We start from the raw sequence: 16,988 nt of genomic DNA, 5'->3' as shown, positions 1-16,988 counted from the left end.
CAGATGAAATATTATTGGCGAGATTTTCAAGTCATGACAGCTGATAAAATAGAGCAATGGGTGGAGAAAGTATCAAACCAATTCGGAAAAGAATACATGTTTACTTTTTAATGACAACTTATATGTTTATAAATTTATAATAACGAGATGCATCATTTGTCATCCCTTTGATCTTTTTAAAGTCGTGAATGTTTTTCACTGATGGTGCATTGGTAGCGTGATTTTGTGGCACTGGAGCATTTGCAAAGCAATGCATACTCATTAGCAGGCAGCTGGTAATAACGATGTTTTTCATGGTTTGTGTGCTTTTAATAAATTGTAAACGTCAGGATATTTGGTTGAAAAGTCATTCTGTTCCATTTGTTTATAAACGTTACTATTGGGCTCGATTCCTGCATTCAGTAGTTTTTGAACCAAACTCACAGAAGGGTTACGGCCTTTGATATTGTCTAAAATTAAATTACCATCCACGCCCGTGTAATCGACTCCAATACTCAGCAAATAATCAAAAACGTCTTCAAGCCCCCAACCAATTGTTTTAGATTGCAAAGAGCTTTTTTCTTCATACGGGCCAAATTTATACGTAACGTGTGTTTGTAAAACATTTTCCGACTTGTAGAGTTTTAATTTTTCAATGATTTCGTTTTGATCTATTTTGCCTTCTGCATTGGTTAATGCGCCATTAATAATCATAGAGGATGAACGGCCATTGAGTGGTTTGCAATTTGCTTTAAATAAGCGTTTGGTTTTATCGGCAGTGCTTTGACTCAGTGCAATTTCGCAAAGTTTTTCTATTTCCCCTTTAGGCATTTTACTTTTTAGGATGGTTCCATTTTCAAAATCACGAACGATTGACTCCCAACCGTATTTACTTGCTGTTCGGTAATACTGTATTGCTTCTTCGCTCAATTTTTTGGTTTTTTTCGCTTGTATTTGAGTGTCATGATCGTTGGTTTCTGGAATAGAAGATTCTTGGTCATCATTCAATGCTGTTTGATTTGTCTGATTGGCATCGTGCTCAACAGTATTTGAAAGATTTGTCGGTAGGCTGGCTTCGGGTCTAAAAATGTAGATGAAGATACCGAGACATACTATGCACAGGCCAAAGAGTAAGATTATTTTTTTCATGTTTTAGTCTATTTTAAAATGAATCAAGAGCGTTTTTAAGGCGCTCTTGATAGGGAAGATTAAAATTTAAATGTGACATCAGCAATGAACTGTCGCCCAATTTCAGATCTAAGTCTGTTGGTCGACTCACTAATACCTGGGGTGGTATAGATATTATGTCGATTGGTAATATTGTTAATGGTTAAACCGAATATTGCTTTGTAGTCTTTAGAGAAATTCAAATCATAAGTGGTACGCATATCCCAACTAAATCGAGGTCTAATTGTATCTGTGGCATAGGCTTCCAACAGGACACCATCATGCTCAACTTTGTTTTTTAGTTTATACGTATCTTTATATTCAGATTTGTAGCTTAAGAAGTTATTAATCTTTAATGGTAAATTTGAAAACTCAATGTCCCAACCAAAACGAGCCGTCCAAGGCTGATTGAAATTTTCAACAGGACGTTCATTAAATTGGATGAGGCTGCCGTTAAAAATAATATCGCGATCTTCAGCAGCGGTATTACTGTTAACGTTATATGGCTCAGAATAGTCTAAATAATTTTTTTCCGATTCAGTGTAATCAAAGCCAAAGTTAAACCCGTGCAGAGAGTTTTTATATACGACTGGCAGCGTATTTCTGAGTGTGAGTGTGTAAATGTCAGCTTTTGCTTTACCACTATTACTATATTCAAAATGATCGATGGTATTGCTGGTTGTTGGATCAATAAAACGATTTTTTGTGATTTCATCTTTGCTATCGCGATTCACCCATTTCAGACCAAGGTTCCAGTTTTTAACTTGGCTATTAATGGCAAACACAATTTCGTCAGCATAAGGGGTCTTTAAATTGGCACGTTGAATATTGGAATTAGCTAATATTAAATCTGATAACCCAGTTTGAGTCCAATAGTCTTCAGTTTGATTTTTTGTGCGTTTTAAATTGTATTCCAAAAATGCAAGTTGATCTTGCAGTTCAGTGGCTAAGGTATAGTTTGCATAATATCGATTCCATCCCGTAGTGAAGGACAGAAGATCATTTTTTAGCGGTTTATAGTTAAAGGCAGTACGAGGTGCAATATTTAAATTTTTCGATAAGCTATCATAATCTGCACGTAAACCTAAACGCGCTGAAAAATTATCCCAAGTCGATGTGTTTTCAATGAAGGTATGCACACGTTGTTGGTCAATATTAACTTTACCTTTTTGATAATACTTGCCATTTGTTTGATATTGGCCTTGATAGTTATTTTCATCCGTTGCTTCATCACAAAGAATATCACCTGCCGTACAGCTAATGCCTGAACTAGATGTAAAAGTCTTAGGCTGATTATACATATAGGCATCGTTAGGCCGTTCCCATGCAACTTTAGAATAGTCATAGCCCATACCAAAGCTTAATTGTTGCATGCTGTTGCCAATCTGAATGGTATCAAACGCATTTTTTAGACTATACGAAAATGTATCTTGGTGTAATTCAATATCACTACTTGTGGCACCTTCACCAGGATTGGAACTCCAGTTTTTAGTTGGTGTTTGCTTCCAAAGAATGCCGGTAGTTGAATCATTTTCACGTGCTTGGCTTAGCGTTTGATAGCTAATATTTTGTTTTAATGTTGAATTATTGAGTTTACTTTCTAATTCACCAAAAAATGTCAACGTTTCTGTATTGCTAATACTTTTTGAATTTATTCGCTTATCAACGAAATTTAGACTGTCCAAATCCCCTAAATCAAAGCCAAACTTCGCTTTGGTTGTGTCCGAAGGTGTGTAAAAAAGGGTAGTCCCTAAGTTGATATTATTACGCTCGCTTTTGACTTTACTGCGATCTTCTAAACCACTCATTACTGGAACGATGGATTCACGTTTAGAGGCATAACTATTGATGCCCCATTGTTCAGAGAGTTTGCTGTATAGATTCAGGCTTAAGCCGTGTTTTTTATATTCTTTATTATTTGATGATGTTGGATCTTCAAACTCTGCAGCTTCTTCTTCATCGGTAAAATGATAACGTGACCAATCACTTTCCGTGTAGTCGTAAGTAACGGAGCCGTGGATTTTGCCAATTTCAGTATTTGGGGTACAAGTTTCAGCATTAACTATACCACCTGTAAATTCGCCGTATGCTGCAGAAACATTACTATCGATCAATTCTAATTTACAAATTAAATCGGTATTTAGGGCCATCCCTTGTGAGCCACCATCAAGCTTGCCTGAATAGGAGTTGCCGCTTGCCAGAGGGTCAAGGTTATTGGTGGTATTGACGCCGTTAATTACAAATTTATTTCGGTAAGTTTGCGCGCCATTAATAGATATCTCGGATGGTCGTAGCTCAGCCTGTGAATCTGCAGAACGTTGTTCACGGCTAAACTGCACATTTGGATTAACTTTTAAAAAGTCTGTGATATTTTTCGAACTATTCGGCGTTTTTTCTAAATCTTCTTTGGAGTAGACGGTTGTACCTACTTCTGGCTTGGCTTTGACTTCAACTTCAATCGGCGACATTTTGAGATTATTGCTTTGAATAAATTGAGTTGTATCAATTTCATTAGCATAAGCTTGAGATGCTAAAGCAGTCAAAATTGCGAGATTGAGGGGAGAATAGGCAAAGCGCATGGCTGTCAACAATTATGCAGATAAAAACGATAGCGATTATCATTAACTTTACAAAAATAATCAATAGAAATGAGAATTATTTGCAATAAGTGATTTTTTAATACACAGCGAATTCAATGAAAATTTTGAATAATCAGAAGAGATGGTGATGTGTATTCAATAGACTTGAATAATCAGCTTGGAGAAAGTCTGAATAAGAATTGGCGTCCCTACGGGGATTCGAACCCCGGTTACCGCCGTGAAAGGGCGATGTCCTAGGCCTCTAGACGATAGGGACGTTTAGAAGATGGCGGTATCTTATTGATCCGCCATCATAGTGTCAAGTAGGTGAGGGCCGAGTTTGTTCAAAATATAACAGAACAGTTCAGCGGTCTTCTGAGTATCGTAAAGTGCAGAGTGTGCTTCTTTGCCATCAAACTCAATACCTGCCTGAATACATGATTTTGCCAGCACAGTTTGTCCAAACATTACAGCGCTCAAAGTCACTGTATCGAATACGGAAAAACTATGGAAAGGATTTTGATTTTTTGTCCCTGTACGTGCAATCGCTGCCTGTACAAAACCTAAGTCAAAATGGGCATTATGACCAACTAAAACCGCGTGTGTGCAGTTCTGTTGGCGACGTACTTCATTCACTGACTTAAAAATACGTTTTAATGCTGATTTCTCATCTTCAGCCATGGCCATACGCATCGGATTAAATGGATCTACACCAATAAAATCCAGTGAGCGACGGTCAAGGTTGGCACCTTCAAACGGATTGATATGTGCATGGTGGGCTTCACCCGGTACAAAATTACCTTCTGCATCATACACAATAGGAATAGCTGCAATTTCCAGTAAGGCATCGGTCTGTGAATTAAAACCTGCTGTTTCGACATCGACAACAACAGGTAGGAATCCACGGAAACGTTGACCAATGACTGGTCGAGTTTCATCTGTCACACTTTTCTCCATTGGATGGTCTTACCCGCATACAACGGAATAATTTTTTCGCCATCCAAGTAGTCTAAACTTTCAGGGATCACTTGATCTTCTTTTACCAAAGTAATGGTATTGGTATTTCGAGGGAGTCCGTAGAAGTCTGCACCAAAGTGGCTTGCAAAACCTTCTAAACGGTCGATTTTACCGACTTGATCAAATGCTTGAGCGTATAGCTCAATTGCTGTTGGTGCACTATAACACCCTGCACAGCCACATGCATTTTCTTTAGCATTTTTTGAGTGAGGCGCACTGTCTGTACCTAAGAAAAATTTAGGGTTTGCACTGGTCGCAACTTCGAGCAATGTTTGCTGATGGGTTTGGCGTTTTAAAATCGGTAAGCAATAGAAATGGGGTTTAATGCCACCCACCAACATGTCATTACGGTTAAATAATAAATGTTGCGGTGTGATTGTCGCAGCGACATTACGGTCTTGTTCTAATACAAAATGCGCAGCTTCACTGGTGGTGATGTGTTCTAGTACCAATTTTAATTTAGGAAACTGTTTTAAAAGTGGAGATAGCACTTCATCTAGGAAACGTTTTTCACGGTCAAAAATATCGACATGGTTGTGGGTCACTTCACCATGTAACAGTAATGGCACTTGGTGCTCTTCGAGTTGCTCAATCACACCATAGACTTTACTAATGTCGCTGACACCACTGTCTGAGTTCGTGGTTGCACCTGCTGGATAGAGCTTAATGGCATTAACATGCTCAGATTCTTTAATTTTTTTAACTTCACTCGCTGGGGTGTTGTCTGTGAAATAGAGCACCATACGCGGGTCAAAGTGAACGCCTTCAGGAACATGTGCTATGATACGTTCACGGTATGCATTTGCTTCTTCAACGGTTTTTACCGGTGGTACGGTGTTTGGCATACAAATCGCGCGAGAGAATTGTTGTGCTAAATCAGGAACTGTACGCTTTAGGGCTAGACCGTCACGTAAATGTGCATGCCAATCATCTGGCTGAAGAAGAGTAATCGTGTTCACAGCGATTCCAAGCTTGGAAATAAAACAAATGATAATGCAAATAATGTGAAAATGGTAACGAGATTTCTGTACAAATGACTGAACAGATATAAATAAAGAATAAAACTGTGGTATTTTTAAATGACTAAAAGAATTAGATAAATGCTTGGAAATGGAATACAAGTATAACCTTGCAAAGTTGCAATACGATAAAGAAAAAATAGAGGAACTGATTACACGGCAAACTCGTCGTGTAGGGGAAATGTTTCCTAAAAAACTGGAAACCCAATTTTGGACTTTAAACCTCGATCGTGCGCAAACCAACATACGTCATTTTTTCTGGATGGGGGTGTTGATCTACTTTGTGCTCACCATGCTGATCATTCCCGGAGATTACTGGATTATTGATCAGCAGCATTTTGTGCATGATTTTATTCATTGTTTGCTTGGACAGCTCAATGGTGCGCTGTGTCTTCTGACTTTATATGCCTTTGCTCGTTACGACCGTCTGAAGCCTTATTTTTCACATGCTAGTATGTTTGTAGTGTTTTGGGCAGTTATTTCAATGTCTTGGCTCACCATGACCGTGTATACCGAAGCACTTAAACATCAGGCCATGATGATCCTTTGTATGATTTACATCTTGAGCTACATTTTGACGGGGGTGAAACCGGTCCAAATGTTGATGTCTGGCTTGTTGGCTGCTGTGGTCACCATGTTGATGCTTTTTTCATTAGAAGTGAAATTTGATATGATGGTGTTGGGGCGTGTACTGATTGGAAGCTGTGTATTGGGTTTTGCAATCAGTAAGATGCTCTGTGCGCGTGAAAGGATGATTTTTTTGAATATGCTGCGCGCGGATATTAGTGAAAAAATCCATCGTATTCATACCACAGAGCTTTTGCATTTAAGTCAGCATGATGAATTAACCAAGATTTCAAATCGACGTACTTTTGATGAAATGCTCGATACCTTTTATGAGCAATCTCGACGTAATAACACCTCGCTCGCTGTGTTGTTTATCGATGTCGATCATTTTAAAAACTATAACGATTTCTACGGTCATCAAAAAGGCGATGATGTAATTTCAACCATTGCCAAAACCATTAAAAATGCCATTCGACATATGGATTTTGTAGCGCGATATGGTGGTGAAGAGTTTGTGGTTTTATTGCCAGAAACCGATGCACATGGTGCTTATGCAGTTGCCTCGAATATTTATAAAGCAATCGATCGTTTAGAAATTCCACATGCCAAATCACAGGTTTCAAATCACGTCACTATTAGTTTGGGTATTACGGTATATCGTGCTGAAAATATGACGAAGGATGAACTGTTAAATATTGCTGATCAGGCGTTGTATCGTGCGAAACAATTAGGCCGGAATCAAATTTACTATCAGTCGATTCGTTCAGCACATGTGGCTTAATGTTTAATAAAATTGAGAACTTCTCTGAAATCGGCAATAAAAAACCGCGCAAAATGCGCGGTTTTTTATGACTCAACAAATCTTATTTGTTTTTGTCTTTTAATTGAGGCACTGCAGAACCTGTACCTACTGCAAGTAAGCCAGAGTTTGTGTAGATACCTAATTTAGCGCGAGTATCTGTGATATCCAAGTTACGCATAGTCAATTGACCGATACGGTCAGCAGGGCTAAACATAGAGTCACCTTTCTCCATAGTTAAACGCTCAGCTTCATAAGTGAGGTTAGGAGATTCAGTGTTTAGAATAGTGTAGTCATTACCACGACGAAGTTCTAAAGTCACAGTACCAGTGATTGCTTTAGCAACCCAACGCTGCGCAGTTTCACGAAGCATTAATGATTGAGAATCGAACCAACGACCTTGGTAAAGAAGACGACCTAAACGCAGACCGTTAATACGGTATTGTTCGATGGTGTCTTCGTTATGAATACCAGTCACAAGACGCTCATAAGCGATGTGAAGAAGCGCCATACCCGGAGCTTCGTAAATACCACGAGATTTTGCTTCAATGATACGGTTTTCGATTTGGTCTGACATACCTAGACCGTGACGACCACCGATACGGTTGGCTTCAAGAATGAATTCAACAGGGTTTTCGATGCGTTTGCCGTTTAATGCAACAGGGAAGCCTTCTTCGAAAGTTACAGAAACTTCTTCAGCTTTAACTTCTACGTCATCTTTCCAGAAAGCAACGCCCATGATTGGGTCTACGATTTTGATACCCGCATTAAGGTATTCAAGATCTTTTGCTTCGTGAGTCGCACCTAACATGTTTGAGTCAGTTGAGTACGCTTTCTCTTTTGACATTTTATAGTCAAAACCGTTGTCGATTAGGAACTGTGACATTTCTGCACGGCCACCTAATTCGTCAATAAAGGTTTGGTCTAACCAAGGTTTGTAAATTTTAAGCGATGGGTTAGTCAATAGACCATAACGGTAGAAACGTTCAATGTCGTTACCTTTATAAGTCGAACCGTCACCCCAGATGTTTACGTCATCTTCTTTCATTGCGGTTACAAGCATCGTACCTGTAACTGCACGACCAAGAGGAGTCGTGTTGAAGTAAGGCATACCACCAGTTGAAATGTGGAAAGCGCCACATTGAATAGCCGCAATACCTTCTAATGCAAGTTGTAAACGACAATCAACTAAGCGAGCTTTAACTGCGCCATACGCTTCCGCTTTTTTTGGAATCGCATCGTAGTCGTCTTCATCAGGTTGACCTAAGTTTGCTGTGTAAGCATAAGGTTCTGCACCTTTTTGTTTCATCCACAAAAGCGCAGCTGAAGTATCTAGACCACCAGAGAAGGCAATACCAACTTTTTTGCCAACTGGGACATTCTGCAAGATAGTTGCATTATCAGTCATTGTTAATCCTAACGATATAAATATAGGCACCGAGAATGGGTGGCCTGAAAGAATACATATATGTGCATGATTGTAGCACTTTTCTGCGGGGTTTTTCTAAAAAATCATGAGATACAAGCGATGAGGTGGAAAAAAATGATCGTTGAAATCTATTGTTGAATACTTCATCAAGTTTTTGCGTGCGGAAAATGCATTTTCTGAAAGAAATAGGATGCAAATATAAAGAAATTTATTTGATTTAAATAAATGATCATACCAATAATGAGTTGATTTGGTTTTATCCTTTTTACTGAAATGAGAATGAGGTCATACAAAGCTGGGTTATTCGACTAAAGTATATTTTATAAAGTTTATTCATAAATAATAACTACAAAACAGATATTTAAAAGTTGATGTGGAAGTTTTTAAACGGAAAAATAATGTTTTTGTATTTTATATTGGTCATACCAAAAACAAGAAAAGCTTGAATGATGGAGTTGAAATAATTAAAAATTGCGGAGTATTTCAGCAATAGTATGAGTTTTTATGTGTTTAATATTTATATTGGTCATACCAATATAAAAAGACCACATGCTGATATTGCTCAATAATTAAATCTTAGTAAGCATTTCAAGGAGATGACAATGCTTCAATGGCAGCAAATATATGACCCAATGGGGAATATATGGATATCAAGTTTAATTGCGCTCATTCCGATTATCTTTTTTTTCTTGGCGCTTGCTGTATTTCGTTTAAAAGGCAGTGTGGCAGGTACGATCACCGTTGTACTGGCACTGTTGGTGTCTTTATTTGCCTATGACATGCCTGCGCTTATGGCATTGGCTTCGATGGTCTACGGTTTTTTCTATGGTTTATGGCCGATCGCATGGATCATTATTGGTGCGGTGTTCCTGTATAAAATCTCAGTCAAAACAGGGCAGTTTGACATCATCCGTTCTTCGATACTTTCCATTACTGAAGATCAACGATTACAGATGCTGTTAGTTGGCTTTGCTTTCGGTACTTTCCTCGAAGGTGCGGCGGGCTTTGGTGCTCCTGTGGCGATTACTGCAGCACTATTGGTAGGTTTAGGCTTTAAACCCTTATATGCGGCAGGTCTTTGTCTGATCGTAAATACAGCGCCAGTGGCTTTTGGTGCGATGGGTATTCCAATTATCGTTGCTGGGCAAGTGTCTGGTGTTGATACGATGGAAATCAGTCAGATGGTTGGTCGACAGTTGCCATTTATGGTACCGATTGTACTGTTTTGGATTATGGCGATTATGGATGGTTGGCGCGGTGTGAAGGAAACTTGGCCTGCAGTTGTGGTTGGGGCGAGTAGCTTTGCGATTGCACAGTACCTAACCTCGAACTTTGTCGGTCCTGAATTACCCGATATTACCGCGGCGATTGCCTCTTTAGTGTCATTAACGATTTTATTTAAATATTGGCAGCCTAAACATATTTTCCGCTTTGCAGATCAAGATGCGACGATGAGTGAAGATGTTGCTGCACAAAAACAGCAAAAATATAGCTTGGGGCAAATTGCAAAAGCGTGGTCACCATTTGCGATCTTAACGGTGATGGTCACGATCTGGAGTATTAAACCGTTTAAGGATTTATTTACTAAAGACGGTGCCTTACATGATTTGGTTATTTCCATCAAAGTGCCATTTTTACATCAATTGGTTCAAAAGATGCCGCCAGTCGTACCTGAAATGAAGGACTACGATGCCATCTATAAATTTGACTGGTTTTCGGCAACAGGTACGGCAATTGTCATCGCTGCGATCATTACCATTATTTTCTTAAAAATGAAGCCGAAAGACGCAATTGTGACCTTTGGTGAAACCATTAATGAATTAAAAATTCCAATTTATTCGATTGGAATGGTCTTGGCTTTTGCATTTATCGCCAACTATTCAGGGATGTCGGCAACATTGGCATTGGCACTTGCGCATACAGGCCAAGCCTTTACCTTCTTCTCGCCATTTTTAGGATGGCTTGGTGTCTTCCTTACGGGTTCAGATACGTCAGCCAATGCACTATTTGCTGCATTACAGGCAACTACTGCACAACAAATCGGTGTGCCAGAAGTATTACTCGTTGCTGCCAATACCAGTGGTGGTGTGACTGGAAAAATGATTTCTCCGCAGTCCATTGCAATTGCATGTGCGGCAGTTGGATTGGTAGGTAAAGAGTCGGATTTATTCCGTTTTACCGTAAAACACAGTATAACGTTCACAATCATGATGGGGATTTTAATCACCCTACAAGCTTATGTGTTCCCTTGGATGATTCCATAACACGCATTGTGTAACAACGTTAAGGAAAGCAGATGAAAGTCTCTGATAAAACTGTTCAAAGTCTTCGTGTATTGATTGAAGAAAGCAATATGCAAGTTGGAGATCGTCTGCCTGCTGAACGGAAACTGTGTGAACAACTAGGCGTCTCACGCACCTCTTTACGCGAAGCGATTTCTCAATTGACCAGCATGGGCGTGTTGGTCAGTAAAGTCGGTGCGGGGACTTTTTTAAAGCAATTACCAGCGACTTGGTCGAGTTATCAAATTGTGCAGCCCATTAGCAGTTTGATTAGTGAAGACCCTGCCTACCGTTTTGATGTGCAAGAGGCGCGCATTATTTTAGAAGGTGGTACTGCATGGTATGCGGCACAACGTGCTACAGCAGAGGACTTGGCACATATCCGACATTATTATGATCAGATCAATCATTTTCAGGCTTTAGGCAATGACGATGAAGCAGCGCGTGCAGATGCCAAATTTCATTTAGCAATTGCTGAAGCTTCACACAATTTAGTGTTGATTCAGATGATGCGTGGTCTATTTGATCTGTTGCAATTTAATGTCGTTTTAGGTCGTCGAAAAGTTTATAGCGAAGCACACCGATTTGATCAATTGCACGATCAGCACTTTCAAGTCATGAATGCAATTGAACGTCGTGATCCTGAAGCTGCACGTAAAGCAGTCTGTGGACACATTGAGTTTGTAGTACAACAGGTGCGTATGATTGATGAAGAAGAAGCTCGACGTCAGCGTGCCAGTCGATTAAACAGGATATAAGCATGATTATTTCTTCTGCCAATGACTACCGTGAAGCGGCACGTCGTCGTTTACCGCCATTTTTATTTCATTACATCGATGGCGGGGCGTATGCCGAATATACCTTAAAGCGTAATGTAGAAGATTTATCAAAAATAGCGTTGCGTCAACGTGTGCTGAATGACATGTCACAGCTGAGTTTAGAAACCCAACTGTTTAATGAAACCTTATCAATGCCTGTGGCTTTATCACCTGTGGGTTTAACGGGAATGTATGCACGCCGCGGCGAAGTTCAAGCAGCAGTAGCCGCAGATAAAAAGGGCATTCCATTTACGCTGTCTACCGTTTCAGTATGTCCTATTGAAGAGGTGTCGCCAGCGATTCAGCGTCCCATGTGGTTTCAGTTATATGTGCTACGTGACCGTGGCTTTATGAAAAATGCCTTAGAACGTGCCAAAGCTGCAGGCTGTTCAACTTTAGTGTTTACCGTGGATATGCCTGTTCCGGGCGCGCGTTACCGTGATGCGCACTCAGGGATGAGCGGGCCAAATGCAGCCATGCGCCGTTATATGCAGTCGTGTTTCCATCCACACTGGGCATGGAATGTGGGTTTATTAGGTCGTCCGCATGACTTAGGGAATATTTCTAAATACTTGGGCAAACCAACAGGTTTAGAAGATTATATCGGCTGGTTGGGTAATAACTTTGACCCATCAATTTCATGGAAAGATCTTGAGTGGATTCGTGAATTTTGGGATGGACCGATGGTTATTAAAGGCATACTTGACCCTGAAGATGCCAAAGATGCTGTGCGTTTTGGTGCAGATGGCATCGTGGTGTCAAACCATGGTGGCCGTCAGCTCGATGGGGTTTTATCATCAGCGCGTGCATTACCGCCAATTGCAGATGCAGTAAAAGGCGATATTAAAATTCTTGCGGACTCCGGTATTCGAAATGGTTTAGATGTGGTGCGTATGCTGGCTTTGGGTGCAGATACCTGTATGCTCGGTCGCGCATTTGTTTATGCACTCGGTGCAGCAGGTGGTGAGGGTGTTTCCAATCTTCTAGAACTGATTGATAAAGAAATGCGTGTTGCGATGACCTTAACAGGTGCAAAAACCATTGCGGATATTACATCTGATTGTTTGGTGAAGTTAGAGAAAGAGTTGGCTGGGTGATTTTTTGAATAGATCTCTTGGGAAAGTTATTCGTCATCAAAAAAAATTAAAAAATGAAAGTTCCCTCTCCTTGTAGGAGAGGGTTAGGGAGAGGTGTTTATTGAATAATTCTCCTAACCCTCTTGCGTAGCGTTGCTACTCATCCCAAAGGGAGAAGGGATATTCATTATAGATTTTAATAACAATGACTAAAAACTTTTGATATGTGCAAATAAACCTACGTTGTTTAAAATTATTTAAATCAATATTTTTTCATTGCATAACAATGCTATTCCTCTTTATCAAGGAGAGAAAATATTGAAAATGGAAAATTCTACGAGCATGCAAACTCAATCATTACAAACCATTCAAAACCTCATCAACATCGTCGGTAAGCAACACGTTTTAACTGAAGATAAAGACACACGTTTATACCGCCAAGGTCGCCGTTACGGTGCAGGAAAAGTATTGGCTGTGGTTACACCGGGCTCTTTGCTTGAGCAATGGCAAGTGCTGCAAGCGGCTGTGGATGCAAATTGTATTGTGATTATGCAAGCCGCCAATACAGGTCTGACAGGTGGTTCAACGCCGTTTGGTGATGACTATGACCGTCCTGTGGTGCTGATAAGTACACGTCGTTTGGTTGGCATCCAAGTGATTAATGAAGGCAAGCAAGTGATTTGTCTACCGGGTGCGACATTAGACAAACTTGAAAAAGATTTGCTGCCATTTAATCGTGAACCTCATTCGGTGATTGGTTCTTCTTGTATTGGGGCATCGGTTTTGGGTGGCGTCTGTAATAACTCAGGTGGTGCTTTGGTGCGCCGCGGTCCTGCCTATACAGAGCTTGCACTGTATGCACGAGTGAATGAGTCAGGTGACTTAGAGTTGGTCAATCATTTAGGTATCAATCTTGGCAATACGCCTGAAGAAATCCTCACAGCGTTGGAAAATAAAAATTATCAAATCAATGACATTGTGAATAATTCAAGTTGCTGTGCCTCTGATCAGCGCTATTCACATGACGTTAAACAAGTTGATGAAAATACGCCTGCACGTTTCAATGCTGATCCAAGCCGCTTATTTGAAGCATCGGGTTCAGCGGGTAAAGTGTGTGTCTTTGCCGTACGTTTAGATACCTTTGAAAAGATTCCAAGTCAGGTGTTTTATGTAGGAACCAATTCACATGATGATTTGACGGAAATTCGCCGTTTTTTACTAAAAGATTTGCCGCGCTTGCCGATTGCAGGTGAGTACATTCATCGCGTGGCATATGACATTGGGGCTGAGTACGGCAAAGATTCTTTTGTATTTATTGAAAAATTTGGCACGGCAAAAGTTCCAGCTGCTTTTGCCATGAAAGATAAAGTCGATGGCTATTTAGAAAAACTGGGCTTGCGAGGTTTGTCAGATAAAGTCTTGCAGCTAGTGACAAAATTTTTGCCGAATCATTTGCCGAAACGGATGAATGCCTTCCGTGATTTATATGAACATCATTTGATGATTCGTATTGAAAATCAGGATGTTGATCAAGTTGATGCGTATTTGAAAACGTATTTTTTAGATAAAACGGCAGGCAATTATTTTAAATGCACAGACGAAGAAGGGCGTAAAGCATTTTTACACCGTTTTGCGGTGGCAGGTGCTGCAATTCGTTATCGTGATACGCATCGTTCGGAAGTGGAAGATATTGTTGCGCTGGATATTGCGCTACGTCGCAATGATCGAGAGTGGGTAGAAACTTTGCCGAAAGCCATGGATGAGCAAATTATCCATAAACTCTATTATGGACATTTTCTCTGTCATGTTTTTCATCAAGATTATATTGTGAAAAAAGGTGTAGATCCTTTGGTAATGGAACATGCAATGTGGCATTTACTCGATGATCGTGGTGCTGAATATCCTGCGGAACACAATGTTGGACATTTATATGTTGCCAAGCCTGCATTAAAAAATCATTATCAAAAGTTGGATCCAACCAATAGCTTTAATGTCGGGATTGGGCAAACCAGTAAGCTGAAGCATTGGAAATAATGCTTTTAAAAATAACACGCCGTGATGTGAAATATCACGGCTTTTTTTATGGTTAGAGGATTTATATATCAGGCGGTATTGACCATAAAAGCGAAGAATATTTTCTAAACTGTCATCCCAAAATATAAAAAAACCGCTAAAGTATTATGCAACAAGTTGCAAAGCCAAAATAAGGATTCAGCATGACAACGACTAGCTATGCAAATATTTTAAAACCTTTACATTTGGGTTTTACCACGATTAAAAATCGTGTCGTGATGGGGTCCATGCATAGTGGGCTAGAAGATCGTTTTTATAATTATCCTAAGCTTGCAGCTTATTTTGGTGAGCGTGCGAAAGGTGGTGTCGGCCTGATTATTACAGGCGGTATTTCGCCAAACCGTCAAGGTTGGTTGTTACCTGCTGGCGGTACCATGAATACTTTAGGTGATATCGCTCCACATCGATTGGTGACTCATGCAGTGCATAAGCATGGTGCCAAAATTTTAATGCAAATCTTGCATGCAGGGCGTTATGGCTATCAGCCTTTTGCAGTGTCAGCGAGTCCGATAAAATCTCCGATTTCACCTTTTAAACCGCGTCAATTGAGTGATAAACAGATTTTAGACACGATAGACGACTATGTACGCTGCGCAAGCTTAGCTCAAAAAGCGGGCTATGACGGTGTTGAAATCATGGGTTCAGAAGGCTATTTGCTGAATCAATTTTTAAGTCGTCATGTCAACCAACGGACTGACCGTTGGGGCGGTGAAATTGAAAATCGTATGCGCCTTGCGGTTGATATTGTGAAATCAATACGTGCTGAAGTGGGTGAGAAATTTATTATCTGCTTCCGTTTGTCATTGCTTGATTTGGTTCATGATGGGAACACTATGGCAGAAGTCATTACTGTTGCTAAAGCATTGGAAGCAGCGGGTGTGACGTTATTGAACACGGGGATTGGTTGGCATGAAGCACGTATTCCGACAATTGTGACCTCAGTGCCTCGCGCAGCGTTTGTGGACTATACCGCTGAAGTCAAAAAACATGTTGCGATTCCTGTCATTGCGTCCAACCGTATCAATATGCCAGATACAGCTGAAGAAATTTTGGCTTCAGGCAAGGCAGATATGGTGCAAATGGCGCGTCCATTCTTGGCAGACCCATTTTGGGTAAATAAAACGGCGACCAACCGTGTCGATGAAATTAATACCTGTATTGCCTGTAACCAAGCCTGCTTAGATCATACTTTTAAAAATCAGCGTGCGACGTGTTTGGTTAACCCACGAGCGGCATATGAAACTGAATTGGTTTATTTAAAGACCAAAAAACCGAAGCGTATTGCAGTCGTCGGTGGTGGCGTGGCAGGGATGTCTGCTGCAACGGTTGCAGCAAGCCGAGGCCATGCGGTGACTTTATTTGAAGCTGGTGCAGAGGTAGGTGGTCAATTTAATTTGGCGAAAGTCGTTCCCGGCAAAGAAGAATTTCACGAAACGATTCGCTACTTTAAAGTTCAAATCGAAAAAACAGGGGTGGATTTGCGTTTAAATACACGCGTTAACCGTGAACAGCTTGAACGTGAAGGGTTTGAGGAAGTGGTTATTGCAACAGGTGTAGTTCCTCGCAGCTTGAAAATCGAAGGTAGTGATGCACCGAATGTCTTGTCTTATGCAGAAGTGCTGAAAGGCGCAGCTGTGGGGGGTAAAGTTGCTGTGATTGGTGCAGGCGGCATTGGCTTTGATGTATCTGAATTTTTACTCAAACCACCACATCAGCCACAACCAATGCCTTTAGCGGATTGGCAGCGGGAGTGGGGTGTTGATCCAAATCCAAACTACGTAACAGAAGGTGGTATGCAGGCTGCTGAGCTCGAACCTCCTGTTCGTGAAATCTACTTATTACAACGTAAAACAACTGCAATTGGTGCTGGGTTAGGTAAAACATCAGGCTGGGTACATCGTGCACAATTAAAGAAAAATGCGGTTCGTATGCTGCGTGGTGTTCAATACAAAGCCATTACTGATGAAGGTCTTTGGGTTGAATATGAAGGGCATGATCAATTATTACGTGTAGATACGATTGTTGTTTGTGCAGGTCAGGAATCGGTGAAGCATTTGATGCCTGAACAGGGTGAGAAAACCCTTGCCAATTACCATATTATTGGTGGTGCAAAACTAGCAGCAGAGTTAGATGCGAAACGCGCAATACGTGAAGGTGCGGAGCTTGCGGCTAAACTTTAAGGA

11 protein-coding genes, 1 tRNA gene and 1 pseudogene are annotated in these 16,988 nt (G+C 40.5%); 7 read left to right on the top strand and 6 right to left on the bottom strand.

Going from position 1 to position 16,988, the window contains the following annotated elements:
- A pseudogene (locus tag FTU65_RS16315) lies at positions 1-111 on the top strand (transposase); the annotation flags it as partial.
- A 180-nt stretch (positions 112-291) separates the two neighbouring features.
- On the opposite strand, the gene FTU65_RS07985 reads toward FTU65_RS16315, so the two are convergent.
- The 5 genes from FTU65_RS07985 to pyrC form a co-directional block, all read right to left on the bottom strand.
- A complete protein-coding gene (locus FTU65_RS07985; protein ID WP_180065807.1) occupies positions 292-1,128 on the bottom strand; it encodes a hypothetical protein in 837 nt (278 codons plus the stop codon).
- A 59-nt stretch (positions 1,129-1,187) separates the two neighbouring features.
- Positions 1,188-3,725: a TonB-dependent receptor plug domain-containing protein gene (locus FTU65_RS07980; RefSeq protein ID WP_180010905.1), complete on the bottom strand. Its 2,538-nt coding sequence runs from the start codon at positions 3,723-3,725 to the stop codon at positions 1,188-1,190.
- Positions 3,726-3,926: 201 nt separating this feature from the next.
- Positions 3,927-4,002, bottom strand: a tRNA-Glu gene (locus FTU65_RS07975).
- A gap of 20 nt (positions 4,003-4,022) precedes the next feature.
- Positions 4,023-4,682, bottom strand: a complete 660-nt coding sequence (rnt, locus tag FTU65_RS07970; protein WP_078192915.1) for a ribonuclease T — start codon at positions 4,680-4,682, stop codon at positions 4,023-4,025.
- Positions 4,667-5,701: a dihydroorotase gene (gene pyrC / locus FTU65_RS07965; RefSeq protein ID WP_168379382.1), complete on the bottom strand. Its 1,035-nt coding sequence runs from the start codon at positions 5,699-5,701 to the stop codon at positions 4,667-4,669. The genes rnt and pyrC overlap by 16 nt, the downstream gene beginning before the upstream one ends.
- Positions 5,702-5,852: 151 nt before the next feature.
- Here pyrC and FTU65_RS07960 point away from each other — a divergent pair, with 151 nt between their 5' ends.
- The gene (locus FTU65_RS07960; protein WP_180010903.1) at positions 5,853-7,109 is read left to right on the top strand and encodes a diguanylate cyclase; all 1,257 of its coding nucleotides are present in this window, start codon (positions 5,853-5,855) and stop codon (positions 7,107-7,109) included.
- Between the two features lie 82 nt (positions 7,110-7,191).
- Here FTU65_RS07960 and argG read toward each other — a convergent pair whose 3' ends face one another.
- Positions 7,192-8,535, bottom strand: a complete 1,344-nt coding sequence (gene argG, locus FTU65_RS07955; RefSeq protein WP_078189146.1) for an argininosuccinate synthase — start codon at positions 8,533-8,535, stop codon at positions 7,192-7,194.
- A gap of 617 nt (positions 8,536-9,152) precedes the next feature.
- On the opposite strand from argG, the gene lldP reads away from it, so the two are divergent.
- From lldP to FTU65_RS07930, 5 genes are all read left to right on the top strand, one after another.
- Positions 9,153-10,820 (top strand): L-lactate permease, encoded by a 1,668-nt coding sequence (gene lldP, locus FTU65_RS07950; protein ID WP_171256696.1) that lies wholly within the window; start codon positions 9,153-9,155, stop codon positions 10,818-10,820.
- Positions 10,821-10,852: 32 nt separating this feature from the next.
- Complete coding sequence (gene lldR, locus FTU65_RS07945) at positions 10,853-11,596, top strand: transcriptional regulator LldR (RefSeq protein WP_078189144.1); 744 nt, start codon at positions 10,853-10,855, stop codon at positions 11,594-11,596.
- 2 nt (positions 11,597-11,598) lie between these two features.
- Positions 11,599-12,753 carry an FMN-dependent L-lactate dehydrogenase LldD gene (lldD, locus tag FTU65_RS07940; protein ID WP_180004197.1) on the top strand — a complete coding sequence of 385 codons (1,155 nt, stop codon included), beginning with the start codon at positions 11,599-11,601 and terminating at the stop codon, positions 12,751-12,753.
- A 321-nt stretch (positions 12,754-13,074) separates the two neighbouring features.
- Positions 13,075-14,766, top strand: a complete 1,692-nt coding sequence (gene dld / locus FTU65_RS07935) for a D-lactate dehydrogenase (protein ID WP_180010901.1) — start codon at positions 13,075-13,077, stop codon at positions 14,764-14,766.
- A gap of 182 nt (positions 14,767-14,948) precedes the next feature.
- Entirely contained in the window at positions 14,949-16,985 is a 2,037-nt protein-coding gene (locus tag FTU65_RS07930) for an NADPH-dependent 2,4-dienoyl-CoA reductase (RefSeq protein WP_180010899.1), read from the top strand.
- Positions 16,986-16,988: the final 3 nt, after the last annotated feature.

Origin of the sequence: Acinetobacter sp. YH12129 (assembly GCF_013418685.1) — a bacterium.
Lineage (GTDB): Bacteria > Pseudomonadota > Gammaproteobacteria > Pseudomonadales > Moraxellaceae > Acinetobacter > Acinetobacter amyesii.
This window is presented reverse-complemented; position numbering and strand designations above follow the sequence as displayed.

Coding starts and splice junctions, on each gene's coding strand:
- FTU65_RS07985 (WP_180065807.1), bottom strand. CDS start 1,128: ATGAAAAAAATAATCTTACTCTTTGGCCTGTGCATAGTATGTCTCGGT.
- FTU65_RS07960 (WP_180010903.1), top strand. CDS start 5,853: ATGGAATACAAGTATAACCTTGCAAAGTTGCAATACGATAAAGAAAAA.
- FTU65_RS07930 (WP_180010899.1), top strand. CDS start 14,949: ATGACAACGACTAGCTATGCAAATATTTTAAAACCTTTACATTTGGGT.
- lldP (WP_171256696.1), top strand. CDS start 9,153: ATGACAATGCTTCAATGGCAGCAAATATATGACCCAATGGGGAATATA.
- argG (WP_078189146.1), bottom strand. CDS start 8,535: ATGACTGATAATGCAACTATCTTGCAGAATGTCCCAGTTGGCAAAAAA.
- lldR (WP_078189144.1), top strand. CDS start 10,853: ATGAAAGTCTCTGATAAAACTGTTCAAAGTCTTCGTGTATTGATTGAA.
- dld (WP_180010901.1), top strand. CDS start 13,075: ATGCAAACTCAATCATTACAAACCATTCAAAACCTCATCAACATCGTC.
- lldD (WP_180004197.1), top strand. CDS start 11,599: ATGATTATTTCTTCTGCCAATGACTACCGTGAAGCGGCACGTCGTCGT.
- rnt (WP_078192915.1), bottom strand. CDS start 4,682: ATGGAGAAAAGTGTGACAGATGAAACTCGACCAGTCATTGGTCAACGT.
- FTU65_RS07980 (WP_180010905.1), bottom strand. CDS start 3,725: ATGCGCTTTGCCTATTCTCCCCTCAATCTCGCAATTTTGACTGCTTTA.